This window comes from Streptomyces sp. (assembly GCF_035563135.1).
Taxonomy (GTDB): Bacteria; Actinomycetota; Actinomycetes; order Streptomycetales; family Streptomycetaceae; genus Streptomyces.
Window position 1 is genome coordinate 1 of the sequence record NZ_DATMVN010000423.1, and the last position, 12251, is coordinate 12251.

Annotated in this window: 14 protein-coding genes, 1 other RNA gene and 1 pseudogene; 10 read left to right on the forward strand and 6 right to left on the reverse strand. The window is 70.4% G+C overall.

Annotation, left to right across the window (positions count from 1 at the left end):
- The 3 genes and pseudogenes from VN520_RS18515 to VN520_RS18525 form a co-directional block, all read left to right on the forward strand.
- Window positions 1-207, forward strand: a pseudogene (locus VN520_RS18515) (GNAT family protein); the annotation flags it as partial.
- Between the two features lie 78 nt (window positions 208-285).
- Window positions 286-1188 carry a glycosyltransferase family 2 protein gene (locus tag VN520_RS18520; RefSeq protein ID WP_325748029.1) on the forward strand — a complete coding sequence of 301 codons (903 nt, stop codon included), beginning with the start codon at window positions 286-288 and terminating at the stop codon, window positions 1186-1188.
- Between the two features lie 125 nt (window positions 1189-1313).
- A complete protein-coding gene (locus VN520_RS18525; protein WP_325748030.1) occupies window positions 1314-1742 on the forward strand; it encodes a pyridoxamine 5'-phosphate oxidase family protein in 429 nt (142 codons plus the stop codon).
- 232 nt (window positions 1743-1974) lie between these two features.
- Here VN520_RS18525 and VN520_RS18530 read toward each other — a convergent pair whose 3' ends face one another.
- On the reverse strand, window positions 1975-3225 hold the full coding sequence (locus VN520_RS18530; protein WP_325748031.1) for a hypothetical protein: 1251 nt from the start codon (window positions 3223-3225) through the stop codon (window positions 1975-1977).
- Window positions 3226-3751: 526 nt separating this feature from the next.
- On the opposite strand from VN520_RS18530, the gene VN520_RS18535 reads away from it, so the two are divergent.
- Window positions 3752-4411, forward strand: a complete 660-nt coding sequence (locus tag VN520_RS18535) for a PhzF family phenazine biosynthesis protein (RefSeq protein ID WP_325748032.1) — start codon at window positions 3752-3754, stop codon at window positions 4409-4411.
- Between the two features lie 379 nt (window positions 4412-4790).
- On the forward strand, window positions 4791-5159 hold the full coding sequence (locus VN520_RS18540) for a sigma-70 region 4 domain-containing protein (RefSeq protein ID WP_325748033.1): 369 nt from the start codon (window positions 4791-4793) through the stop codon (window positions 5157-5159).
- A 69-nt stretch (window positions 5160-5228) separates the two neighbouring features.
- Here the strand turns inward: VN520_RS18540 and VN520_RS18545 are convergent, their stop codons facing one another.
- Both VN520_RS18545 and VN520_RS18550 read right to left on the reverse strand, forming a co-directional pair.
- Window positions 5229-5450 carry a DUF397 domain-containing protein gene (locus tag VN520_RS18545; RefSeq protein WP_325748034.1) on the reverse strand — a complete coding sequence of 74 codons (222 nt, stop codon included), beginning with the start codon at window positions 5448-5450 and terminating at the stop codon, window positions 5229-5231.
- Window positions 5447-6319, reverse strand: a complete 873-nt coding sequence (locus VN520_RS18550; protein WP_325748035.1) for a helix-turn-helix transcriptional regulator — start codon at window positions 6317-6319, stop codon at window positions 5447-5449. Before VN520_RS18550 ends, VN520_RS18545 begins: the two co-directional genes overlap by 4 nt.
- A gap of 281 nt (window positions 6320-6600) precedes the next feature.
- Here VN520_RS18550 and VN520_RS18555 point away from each other — a divergent pair, with 281 nt between their 5' ends.
- From VN520_RS18555 to VN520_RS18565, 3 genes are all read left to right on the forward strand, one after another.
- Entirely contained in the window at window positions 6601-7071 is a 471-nt protein-coding gene (locus tag VN520_RS18555; protein WP_325748036.1) for a hypothetical protein, read from the forward strand.
- 125 nt (window positions 7072-7196) lie between these two features.
- Complete coding sequence (locus VN520_RS18560) at window positions 7197-7592, forward strand: hypothetical protein (protein ID WP_325748037.1); 396 nt, start codon at window positions 7197-7199, stop codon at window positions 7590-7592.
- A 140-nt stretch (window positions 7593-7732) separates the two neighbouring features.
- Window positions 7733-8374: a hypothetical protein gene (locus tag VN520_RS18565; RefSeq protein ID WP_325748038.1), complete on the forward strand. Its 642-nt coding sequence runs from the start codon at window positions 7733-7735 to the stop codon at window positions 8372-8374.
- A gap of 474 nt (window positions 8375-8848) precedes the next feature.
- On the opposite strand, the gene rnpB is transcribed toward VN520_RS18565, so the two are convergent.
- Window positions 8849-9248: RNase P RNA component class A (gene rnpB / locus VN520_RS18570), an RNA gene on the reverse strand.
- Between the two features lie 18 nt (window positions 9249-9266).
- On the reverse strand, window positions 9267-9797 hold the full coding sequence (locus VN520_RS18575) for a TetR/AcrR family transcriptional regulator (protein ID WP_325748039.1): 531 nt from the start codon (window positions 9795-9797) through the stop codon (window positions 9267-9269).
- 293 nt (window positions 9798-10090) lie between these two features.
- Between VN520_RS18575 and yaaA the strand changes: the two genes are divergently transcribed.
- Together yaaA and eda are read left to right on the forward strand one after the other, a co-directional pair.
- Window positions 10091-10891, forward strand: coding sequence for a peroxide stress protein YaaA (gene yaaA, locus VN520_RS18580; RefSeq protein WP_325748040.1), 801 nt, complete (start codon window positions 10091-10093; stop codon window positions 10889-10891).
- Window positions 10892-10959: 68 nt separating this feature from the next.
- Complete coding sequence (gene eda, locus VN520_RS18585) at window positions 10960-11607, forward strand: bifunctional 4-hydroxy-2-oxoglutarate aldolase/2-dehydro-3-deoxy-phosphogluconate aldolase (protein WP_325748041.1); 648 nt, start codon at window positions 10960-10962, stop codon at window positions 11605-11607.
- 28 nt (window positions 11608-11635) lie between these two features.
- Here eda and VN520_RS18590 read toward each other — a convergent pair.
- A partial coding sequence (locus VN520_RS18590; protein WP_325748042.1) for a histidine phosphatase family protein occupies window positions 11636-12251 on the reverse strand: 616 nt, incomplete at its 5' end.

The following is a 12251-nucleotide window of genomic DNA, read 5'->3' on the forward strand; positions in this document are numbered from 1 at the left end:
CTGCACGAGCTGCGCATCCCCCGGGTCCAGCTCCTCGTCGAGCCGTGGAACACGGCGTCGCTGCGCACGGCCGAGAGCGCCGGCTACCGGCGCGAGGGTCTGCTGCGCGGCTGGCAGGAGATCGGGGGGCGGCGCCGCGACATGCTGATGTACGCCCGGCTGAACGGCGACCGGCCCCCCGGTGGCCGGGCACCCACCGGCGGCTGAACACGAGACGTTACGATCGCGGGCACCGCTGCGCACCAGCGGGTCCGCAGCCGCCGGAACCTTCAGGAGAACCGAGCCTTGTCCGAACCACGCATCGGTGTGTCCATCGTGACCATGGGAGACCGCCCGCAGCAGGTCGAGGCACTGCTGGCGTCGGTGGCCATGCAGGACGTACGGCCCTCCCGCGTGGTCGTCGTGGGCAACGGCTCACCGCTTCCCGACTACGGCTCCTTCCCCGGCCTGACGGACCTCGCGGGCGGCGTGAGCGTGCTCGAACTCGATGAGAACCTCGGCTGTCCCGGTGGCCGCAACAAGGCCCTGGAAGCACTCGCCGGCTTCGGTGACGTGGACGTGGTGATCGAGCTGGACGACGACGGCCTCCTGGTCGACAAGGACGTCTTCCGCACGGTCCGGTCGCTGTACGCCGCCGATCCCCGCCTCGGTGTCGTCGGCTTCCGCATCGCCGACGAACACGGTGTGACCCAGCGCCGGCACGTCCCGCGTCTGCGCGCCAAGGACCCGATGCGCCGCGGACCGGTCACCGCGTTCCTCGGCGGCGGCCACGCGCTCTCGATGAGGATGCTCGCCGAGACCGGCCTCTGGCCCGCCGAGTTCTTCTTCACGCACGAGGAGACCGACCTCTCCTGGCGGGCCCTCGACGCGCAGTGGAAGATCCTCTACGAGCCGGACCTGCTGCTCCAGCACCCCAGGACGTCCCCCGCCCGGCACGCGGTCTACTACCGCATGACGGCCCGCAACCGCGTCTGGCTGGCCCGCCGCCACCTGCCCGCCCTCCTGGTCCCCGTCTACCTCGGCACCTGGATCCTGCTCACCGTCGCCCGTACCCGCTCGGCCTCCGGTCTGCGCGCCTGGGCGGCGGGCTTCGCCGAGGGGGTGCGCACCGAGTGCGGCGTCCGCAAGCCGATGCGCTGGCGCACGGTGTGGCGGATGACGCGTCTGGGCCGCCCGCCGGTCATCTGACCCCGCCCGGAGCCGGCCGTGGACCGGACGGGACGGGACGGCGTACGCCTCGGCTGCCGCGCCGGAGGGAACGTTGCATAATGCGGCCTTGAGGCAGTGCCGACCACTCGTCCGAGGAGTCCGCTATGGCTTTGACCCGCGAAGAGCGTGAACAGTTCCTGGCCGAACCCCATGTCGCCGCGCTGGCCGTGGACGCCGGCGAGGAGGGGCGGGCCCCGCTCACCGTGCCGATCTGGTACCAGTACGCGCCCGGCGGCGACCTGTGGATCATGACCGGGCGCGACTCCCGCAAGGGGACCTCCATCGCCAGGGCGGGCCGCTTCAGCATCATGATCGACCGTCTCTCGCCGACCGTCCGCTATGTCTCCGTCGAGGGCCCTGTCGTCGCGACGCTCCCCGCGACCCGCGAACAGCTCGTGGAGATCGCGGCGCGTTACCTGCCGGCCGGGAAGGTCGACTCCTATGTCGACTTCGCGTGGAAGAACCACGGCGAACAGGTGGTCATCCACATGCGTCCCCAGCGCTGGCTCAGCACCGACCTGGGCGACGTCTGAGCCGAGGGCGTACGCGCGCGGAGCCGGCCGGGGGCCGCTCTCCCCTCCGGCCCGCCGGGGCGTGAGGAGGGGCAGGGAGCACATCCCGCCCCCGCACACCGTTGCCCCGGCCACAGCTCGACGAGGCAAGGGGGGTCACACGCGTGGAGGGAGCGCGTACGGCGTGGGCGGCCCCGTCGCCGCCGTCATGCGGCGACGGGACCACCGGGGAGGGCGCCCTCCTGCCGGGGTCTCACCAGTTCTTGTACGTGACTTCGCCGAGGCCGCAGAAGGCGCAGCCGGGGCTCAGGAAGTCCTGCGCGCGCCGGAACTCCTCGTCGGCCAGGTGCCATCGGAGCCAGGAGGTGATGATGTGCCGGCCGTTGCGGGTGGCGAGGATGTGGTCGGTGCCGTCGAGGATGTTGAACCACACCGGCACATCGGTGTTGGTGTAGTCGCGTTCCATGTTCGCGGTGGCGAAGTCCTCGTCACCGCCGATGTAGAGGGCCGGATTGCGGAGGCTGTCGGGGCCGTTGCCGTCGAAGGAGCCGCCGGCCACATGGACGGTGGTCTCCAGCCGCTGCTCGTCGGCCACGTCGAACGTGCCGATCGACCCCCGGGAGTGGCCGCCGAAGGCCACTTCGGACAGGTCGAGGTCCGTGTACAGCGGGCTGCTCGGGCTGGTGTTCTGGTCCTCCAGCCAGTCGAGGGCGTCGACCATGTAGTCGCCGCTGCTGGACGAGACCTCGCTGTAGACGACGAACCCGTGCGAGGCCCACTGGCGCAGCATGTCCTCGTAGTCGGCGGGGCCGGATCCCGCGCCCGGGCCCCACACGAAGACCGGGTGGTCCACGCCGTCCCGGCCGGCGTCCGTCGGACGGACCAGCCATCCGTCGTCGCCGGGGCCGGCGGACTCGTCGACGGTCACCGCGTACGGCCCGGGCTCGGTGACGTCGTCCACCGGAGGCAGGGACCCGGCCGGGGGATCGGTCGGGCCTCCGTCGCTCTCGGCTTCGACGACCACGTCGTCGAGGGTCAGCGTCTCCAGGAGGCTGTTGGCGTTCAGCGAGAACCGTAACCGCAGGTCACCGCCGTCGACCGAGGCCGGCAGGGGGAATGACACCGCGCCCGTGGCGGTGCGCGCCGATTCCAGTGCGGTGAACGCGGCCCCGTCGACCGAGTAGGCCACGGTGAAGGCCTCGCCGAGGTCCAGTCCTGAGACCGTCCGGGTGTAGGACAGCGTCACGTCGCTGTGCCCGGTCAGATCGACGGGCGCGGACACCATGGACGGGCCGGAGCTCACCGACCCGCTCAGCCGGGCACCGTAGCTTCCGGTCCTGACGGAACCGGAGGCGGTGAAGGTGCCGAGTCCGTCGGAGAAGTCCTCGCTGTAGACCGCGGTGGCTGCGGAGGCGGGGACTGCCGTCATACCGGTGGCGGTGGCGGCCATGACGCCGGCGGCCACGGCGCCGAGCGCCCGCAGGCGCCCTCTGGTGCGAGACATGGATGAATCCCTTCCGATCGCGTCGGCCGGCTGCGCCGGCGCACCGTTGTCGGTTGCACGGGTGGTACCTGCTTGCGATCACCGGAGTCCGTCCCGGGACCGGCTCACGTCGATTGAAGCGGGTGCCCGGAAGGAAGGAATCCGTGAAATCACCGGGCCGGGCCGTCCGCCGGCCGCTTCCGGTGCGGTGGAAGGCCTCGCGGTCCCGGGTCCCCTCGCGGCCGGCGTCCGCCCCGGCCCTCACCGCTTCGCTTTCCGGGAAGCGGTCCTCCCCCTGGCCCGCCGCCGGGTCCTCGTCGTGCGAACTCTGGTTCATCCCGTCGAACAGGAACGTGGACACATAGCGCTCGCCCGTGTCCGGCAGCATCGCGAGGAGCACCGATCCCTCCGGCGCGGTCTGTGCGACGCACAGCGCCGTCGCCGAGGCCGCGCCGACGGAGATACCGGTGAAGATGCCTTCTTCCACCGTCAGACGGCCCGCGACGAAGCCCGGAGACGGAAGACGGTGACCTGCTTGAATGCTCGGGTGACCCCTGACATCCATTTCCTTCGCGTCTTCTGCGACCCGAACGGCGACCACGGCAATGTCCTGGGCGTGGTGCGCGAGGGCCGCGCCTTTCCCGACGAGGAGTCCAGGCTGGCTCTCGCCCGGCGACTGGGGCTCAGCGAGACGGTGTTCATCGACGACGCGGACCGCGGCACCGTGGACATCTATACGCCGGGGGCGCGGCTCCCGTTCGCCGGGTATCCCCTCGTCGGCGTGGCCTGGCTCCTCGGTCTGGAGAGGCTGGACCTCCCCGTGGGGAGCGTCCTCGCCCGCCGCGCCGACGGCTGTACGTGGATCAGGGCACGGGCCGAGTGGGTTCCGCCGCGCACGCTGCGGCAGTACGGCAGCGCGCAGGAGGTCGACGCGCTGCCGGTGCCGGAACCGGGAGAGTGGACATACGCCTGGGCATGGCAGGACGAGACCGCCGGACGGGTCCGGGCCCGGGGGTTCCCAGGCCGTGGCGACGGGATCGATGAGGACGAGGCCACCGGCGCGGCAGCGCTCCTGCTCGCCGACCGGCTGGGGCGGGCCCTCACGGTCACCCAGGGCAGCGGGTCGCAGATCATGGCAGCCCCCGGCCCTGACGGGACGACCGATATCGGCGGGCGGGTCTGCGCCGCGGCGGGGCCCATGCGCTGAACCGGCCCCCGGCCGAGCCCGGTGGGTGACGTCGTCGGCACGAACCAGGACCATGCGTTCGAAGCGTCTCGTCCGGAAGCCGGGCACTCACCGATGCCGTGCCAGGACTGTCCGGGACCGCCCGGACCGCCCCGGCTCAGGGACCGGTCGGAAGAACCGGCCGTGCTTCGACGGCCCATGGATCTCTTTCAGCAAGTCGGTCCACGTGGAACACAGCAGAGGCAGGATTGCGTCCGGCACGGACGGGCCGCGTACGTTCCTTCAGCCGCCCGCGGCGGCTGTGTCAGCAGCTCCGGAACCGGTGGCTGACGGAGCTGCGGCACCAGTCCCGGCACCTGTCCTGCGAAGCGTCGCTCAACAGCGCGGAGAGGGAACTCCTGTGAGCGGGTACGAGCGCAGGTTCGTCGGGCATCTGCTTCCCGCCGTCCGGTCTCCGGAAGCCGCGTACGGCATCAGGAATCCGCAGGCCCCGGATGCCGATGTGCCGCGCGGGCCGGTGGACCCGAGAACGGCCGGCACTCTGTTCGCGCACCTCGCGGACATCCGCCAAGCCTGGGCGAAGTGCGATCTGCCGGAGGGCGAGAGGCGGGCCCTGTTCCTGCGGTACGGGCTGGACCGGCCTGACGGGGAGATAGCCGCCGAGTGCGGAGTGACGGACCGAGGGGTCCGGTACCGGCTGGAGAGGGGTGTGGGCAAGCTCGCGGCTGGTTGTCCTGAGGCGAGCGCCTCGACGGATACGACGAACTGACCGCAGCATGAACGACGCCCCCCGGCCTCACGGTCGGGGGGCGTTTGCTCGTTTCGTAGGAGAGCGTTGTTACGGCAGAAGGTTGCTTTGCCCGGCGCGGACGCTCTGCGTGAAGAAGTCGTAGTCGGTGCGCGAAACGATGAGAACCTTGGCGTCCGGGTCGCCGACATCCACGGAGTCCCGCAGCGCCACGACCCCATCAACGAACGCAACCTCAAGGCAGTTGTCGCCACCGTTGGACATCTCGCTCTTGGCCCAGACGGCGTTGGTGAGATCGACCTTCTTGTTCATGTGTAGCTGTCCTTGATCAAAGAGTGGATGAAGCGGAGCGATGCCTGCCCGTCAAGGGCTTGCTTGCCGAGGAGTTCCAGCGCTGTCATGTAGCGGCCGACGTCGCCGTCTTCCTCCAGATAGAGGGACGTTGTCAGCGTCTCCACGACACAGACAGGTGGCCCCATTGGGAAGTGTAGAAGCTGGAAAGGACCGTCAATACCTGCGTGCGGGCCCACGTCGAACGGAAGTACCTGTATGACGACGTTGCTGGCCCCCTCCGCCACTTCGAGGAGTCGTTCGAGCTGGCCTTTCATCACGGCTTTGGTCCCAACCACTCGACGTAACGCCGCCTCATCGAGGATGCAGTGAAGCTTGATGGGCTTCTCCCGCTCCAACGCCTTCGCCTGGCGAGCGAGCCGCAGGTCAACGAAGTGCGCTACCTCACGCTTCGAACGCCACTTGTGACTCTTCTCCACGACCGCCGTGGCGTACTCGGCAGTTTGGAGAAGGCCGGGCACGACGTGAAGGAACGACTCGGCCTCGGACGCCAATGCCTCAAGGTGGAGGTACTCCTCGAACTCGGGGCTCCGGATCGCCTCCTTGTACTCGTCCAGCAGATTGGTCCGCTTGCCCGAGGCCGCCAAGGACGCCATGTCCTTGACCTTCTTCCTGGTCTCCTCGGACTCGACGCCGTACACCTGGAAGAACGCCGTCAGGCCGAGACCGCTGACCCGCTGCTTGCCATTCTCGATCTTGCTGAGCGCAGGCTTGCCGGATAGGCCGAGGCGTTCCGCGGCCTCCTCCATGCTGAAACCGGCGGCACTGCGCAGCGATCGCAGTGCTGAGCCGAACCTCCTGCGGTGCACGTTCGGTCGCGCTTCGACCATGGCCACCTCCCTGGCCCCGCAGGGTACCGGGCGCCTCGGTGTCGTCATATGCCAATCGGCCCGTCGGCAACGTTTCTCATTAGTGGGGTTGCCCGCAACGTTTCTCATGAGCCATCGTTGCACTCATCGAGAGATTCCGTGAATCGTCCCAACGCCACGTTGCAGGCGGCCTATTGACGTCTTGTCATACCTGTCTGCGACCCGGCGTAAGCGAGTTCGTCAACCGCGCTCAACCCCTCTGACCTGTGCTCCCTCGCACAGATCAGACACAGGAGACAGTTATGACGCACACCCCGAACGAGACGCGAGAGGCGCCTCTGAACCCCGAGGCCGCGACGCGCATCGCCAACGATGCGCTTTCCCTCCAACTCGGCACGACCACTCGTCCGGTCATAGAGGAGCAGATCGATCTGCTCCTGGAGCAGCTCGAAGCCTTTTTCGAGGCGGGGCTGCCCGAGGACGAGACCGAGGCCGGCGAACAGCGTCGAGAGATTCGGGCTCTCCTGCTGCGGGTCCCCGGTCGCCAGGACCCGACCTTTTCCACGTACACGTACATGCGGGCCCTGGGTCGGGTGCTCCGGCGGCACATCAGCCAGTACGAGGCACGGCAGGAGAATGAGGGTGCGGAGGGAGATGCCTTACCGGCCGAGTCCCGTCCGGAGCAGCCCAGTGGGACGTACCGGGTGCCGAGTGGCCCTGCGATGCTCGCCGCTCAGCGGTGGCTCAGCTTTCCCGGCAGGGGGCACAGGTGATCGGCACACCGGAGTTGGCGCGGACGGTGAGCGCGTATGTCCATCGCTGTCCTGGGGAATCTCTGACGCTCTCACCCCTGTGGTTGACGCTCGCGCAGCATCAGCGGGCTGGCGCCTGTGTCCACATGGGGACGTGCCCGATCCTCAAGGTCAGCCCTGTGATCGTGGACGAGCAGCACAGGCTGCTCATGCTCCGCCAGGCGTCCCGCTTCGTCCTTCCCGAAACCGGGCTGGAGGAGTACGACACCTTGCGAGAGGCTGCGGAGACGCTTGCCCGTGCAGCGGGCGTGGAGGAACCGTGGTTGCAGCCGGGCTGTGAGGACCCGATCCAGCTCTTTCCCGCCCGCGCCGCACCGGAGGACGGTGACCGCACGCGGGTCGTGATCCGGTTCCTGTTCCGAACACATTCCGGTCTGTGCCGGTTCCCGGACAGTGCCCCGCAGACCTGGGTGCCACTGGTCGAGGTCGACATCGACCTGGCCCGCCGGGTGGAGAGCTTCCTCGCGGAGGGACGGGCGTGAGCCGGGAACGGACCGGCGAGCTGATGTACTTCGCCGCCCTCGCAACCCTGATCGTCCTGTTGGTGACCGCGATCCGTGACGCCCGCTGATCCCTCGCCTGCCCCACTGACCCCGTCCGACCTCTTCTGGAGAGACCAGCCGTGCGTGTCCCGATCCCCTGTGTTGCCGCCCGGAGCACCGATCAGGGCCCCCTCGAAATCGATCTGTGCGTAGAGGTGCCGCCGAACGGAAAGCCTCGCATCGCCTATCAGTACCCCGGCCCGGACGACCGGGACGCGCACGGCAACCTGTGGGTGCGCATGAGCAGCGCCGGTGAAGGCGGGCGGGTGCTGTATCACTCCATGCACCCCGCCCGGCAGCGTGAGTGCATGGAGAACCTGTTGTGCCAGGTATGCGCCGAGCCGGCCCTCAGGGAAGCGGGGACGTTGTTCATCGAGTGGCAGCGCCCTGACGAACCACCGATGCGTCTGGACCGCCTCCGCACCGACATGCCACCCGTGTGCCCGACGTGCGCTGCCTTGTCACTGCGGCACTGCCCGGTGCTCCGGGACGACGTGGAGCCGGTCCTCCTGCTCGTCCGCAAGTCGGTCGTGTGCGGGGTGTCCGGCAACCTCTACCGGGTGAAAGGCGACTTCGAGGGGTGGATCGAGGCAGAAGCAGACGTGTACTCCAGCTACAACAAGCCCCGGTACCCAGGGCTGATCGCGCAGCGCTCGCACCGAAAGCTGCGCGGCGTGACCGTGGTGGACCCGGAAAGCCTTGCCGCCGGACAGGAGCCGTGACAGACCGGATCAACATCAGCACGGGCGCCCAGGGGGGTGCATGAGCCGCGTCATCCTGATCACCCCTAGCCCACAGGACCTGGGGCCCGTACACCGGGTAGGGCGGGATGCCTGGTCGGGCAATGTCGCCACGCTCCGATGTCCGGAGCCGCGCTGCGGCCGGTTGGTGTATGTCAACAACCGCTCACGGGTAGCTCTGCATGCTCCCCACGGTCAGGAGTGGGACTGCTGCATGTCCGGTGCGGAAGTCGTGGACCGAGCCGGCCCGGGAACGTAACTGCCCGATCACGGCCAACGCCTGCGCGAACTCGCAGGCGGCCTGACACAGACCCCCGCCCGCGCCCACGCCAAGCCGCCCAGCGTGGCTACCTTCGTAGCGGTGAGATTCGGTACGGAACGGGGTGAGGCGGCACCCGCGATTCCACGAGAAAAGGCCCCTGACCTGCGATATCGCAGGTCAGAAGCCTGAGGCGGCAGACGAGTCGGACTGTACGCCGGGTTCTGTCGCCCGGTCGCCTCGCGGCGGCCGGGGAGACGGCCATCCATCTAGGACCGGCATTGCTACCGGTCTCGTGCGGTCTACCCGCGAACTCGGGCGGGCAGCCCTCGGTCGTTCGCGCAGGAGCACCGGGGTGCCCCCTCTTGACCTTGCTCCGGGTGGGGTTTACCTAGCCGCCTGAGTCGCCTCAAGCGCTGGTGGTCTCTTACACCACCGTTTCACCCTTACCGGGGACCGAGGTCTCCGGCGGTCTGTTTTCTGTGGCACTGTCCCGCGGGTCACCCCGGGTGGCCGTTAGCCATCACCCTGCCCTGTGGAGCCCGGACGTTCCTCGGGAGAATCCGGGGATCCTCACGCGGCCGTCCGTCCGGCTCGTCTGCCGTGGTGACCATGCTACCCGGCGGGGCCGGGGCTGAAGGCCGCGATGCCCGCCTCCCAAGCCTGCGAGAGGTCGGCGCCCGGGGGAAAGCGGCCGTTGAGCTCCAGCACCACCATTCCGTGGGCGAAGGCCCAGGCCGCCCGGGCCCGGTCCTCGTCGCCCCCGGCGGCCCGGAGCAGCGGGGCTGCGGCGTCGGCCGCTCCCGCGGCGGGGTGGGCGTGCCCCATGGTCAGGAGGTAGAGGTGCGGGTGGGCCAGGGCGTAGGCGCGGTACGCGGTGGCGAGCGCGGAGAAGGAGCCCGGGGCCGCCGCCTCGGCGGCGTTCAGGACCCCGGCGGTCTCCCGGAGCATCTCGGCGGCCAGCACCGCCACCACGGACGACTTGTCCGGGAAGTGCTTGTAGAGGGACGGCGCCTTGACACCCACCCGGCCGGCCAGCCGTCGCATGGTGAGCGCTTCGGGGCCCTCCGCCTCCAGCAGGACGCGTGCGGCGGCGATGATCTGCCGGGGCCTGCCGGCGGCCGGGGCGGTGGCGAGGTCACTCACGTATGAGACCTTCCCTGGATACGGGGTCGGTACGCGGTCCGTAACCGAGGACGTGATCGTACGAGATGCGGACAAGCCGGTCGCCGGGGGTCCGGGCGGCCGGGGTCGTCCGACGGGGCCTGGCGCCCGGGCTCAGACCGGACGGTGAGGGCGCCCAGGCGCGGGCCGGGCGCGGACCGGGCGGTGGGGGGGGCCGACCTGCCGGGCGGGACCCGGCCGGGCGTCGGCCCGTACCCTTGCCCGGGGGCTCCCACCCGCGCGGGGCCCTTGCGCCCCGTATGAAGGAGACCTCCGTGCTCGTGCTGTTGCCACCCTCCGAAGGTAAGGCCGCTTCGGGGCGCGGAGCACCGCTGAAGCCGGAGTCCCTGTCCCTGCCGGGCCTCGCCGACGCCCGGGCCGCGGTCCTCGACGAGCTGGTCGAGCTGTGCCTGGCGGACGAGGAGAAGGCCCGTGAGGTGCTCGGCCTGAGCGAAGGGCTGCGGGGCGAGATCGCCAAGAACGCGGAGCTGCGCACCGTCGGCACCCGGCCCGCCGGGGAGATCTACACCGGGGTGCTTTACGACGCCCTCGGCCTGGCTTCCCTGGACGCTGCGGCCAAGCGGCGGGCCGGGAAGTCCCTGCTGGTCTTCTCCGGGCTGTGGGGTGCGGTGCGGGTGGGCGACCGGATTCCCTCGTACCGCTGCTCGATGGGGGTGAAGCTGCCGGGCCTGGGTGCGCTGAACGCGCACTGGCGTGCCCCGATGGCGTCGGTCATGCCGGAGGCGGCCGGGGACGGGCTGGTCCTGGACCTGCGCTCGTCCGCGTACGCCGGGGCGTGGAAGCCCGTGGGCGGGGTCGCGGAGCGCACGGCGAGCGTGCGGGTGCTCCAGTCCCAGGTGGTGGACGGAGTGGAGAAGCGGTCCGTGGTCAGCCACTTCAACAAGGCGACGAAGGGCCGGATGGTCCGGGACCTGCTGCTGGCCGGGGCCGGGCCGAAGGGGCCGGCGGAGCTGGTGGAGGTGCTTCGCGATCTCGGCTACGTCGTGGAGGCGCAGGCTCCCGCCCGGGCCGGACGGCCGTGGGCGCTCGATGTGGTGGTCACCGAGATCCACTGACCACAGAGGCGTTGCACACCGCGCAACGCGCGTTGCGCGGTGTGCCGTTCTCGCGGCAGGATGAACGCATGACCTCCTCCGCGCCCGCCGCCGTGTCCGCCTCCGTCATCGATCTCGCCCCCGTCGTCCCCGTCGTCGTGATCGATGACGCGGCCGACGCGGTGCCCCTGGCCCGTGCGCTCGTCGCGGGCGGGCTGCCCGCGATCGAGGTCACCCTGCGGACGGCCGCCGCCCTCGACGCGATCCGGGCGATCGCGTCGGAGGTTCCCGACGCCGTGGTCGGCGCGGGCACGGTGATCTCCCCGGCGCACGTGACGGAGACCGTCACGGCCGGAGCGCGCTTCCTGGTCAGCCCCGGCTGGACGGACGTCCTGCTGGACGCGATGAAGGCCTCGGGCTTGCCGTTCCTGCCGGGCGTCTCGACCACTTCCGAGGTGGTGGCGCTGCTGGAGCGCGGGATCACCGAGATGAAGTTCTTCCCCGCCGAGGCCGCGGGCGGCACCGCCTACCTGAAGGCTCTGGCCTCCCCCCTCCCCCAGGCCCGGTTCTGCCCGACGGGCGGCGTCTCGCTCGCCTCGGCACCGTCGTACCTGGCCCTTCCCAACGTCGGCTGTGTGGGCGGGAGTTGGATGGTGCCCGGTGACGCGGTGGCGGCCAGGGACTGGGCGCGCGTGGAGCGGCTGGCGGCCGAGGCCTCGGCGCTGGGGCACCACTGAACCCGGCGGGCGCCGGGCAAAAGCGCCGCTAACGCAGGTGCGAGGTGTCGTTGAGGAGCCTGAGCGAGGGGTTTCCGTCCGCGTAGTACGCCACCGTCGAGACCGAGGCGGGTGAGAGCTCCATGCGGAACAGCGACTCCGGCGGGGCACCCAGCGCGAGCCGGACCAGGGTCTTGATCGGGGTGACGTGGGTGACCAGGAGCACCGTGCGGCCCGCGTAGCGGGCGACCAGCCGGTCGCGGGCCGCCGAGACCCGTTCCGCCACCTCGGCGAAGCTCTCCCCTCCGCCCGTGGGCGCCGCGTCGGGGGACGCCAGCCAGGCCGTGAGGTCACAGGCGTGGCGCTCCCTCACCTCGGCGAAGGTGAGGCCCTCCCAGGCACCGAAGTCCGTCTCGCGCAGGCCTTCGTCGATGCGGACCTCCAGGCCGAGCCGTTCGGCCACGGCGGACGCCGTCTCCCGGCAGCGGCGCAGCGGGGAGCTGACGATCTCCTGGACGGTGCCCCGGGCGGCGAACGCCTCCGCCGCGCAGGCGGCCTGGTGCCGGCCGGTCTCCGAGAGCTCGGGGTCGCTGCCGCCGCTCCCCGAGAACCGTTTCTCGGGGGTGAGGGCCGTCTCGCCGTGCCGGAGCAGGATGAAGGTGGCG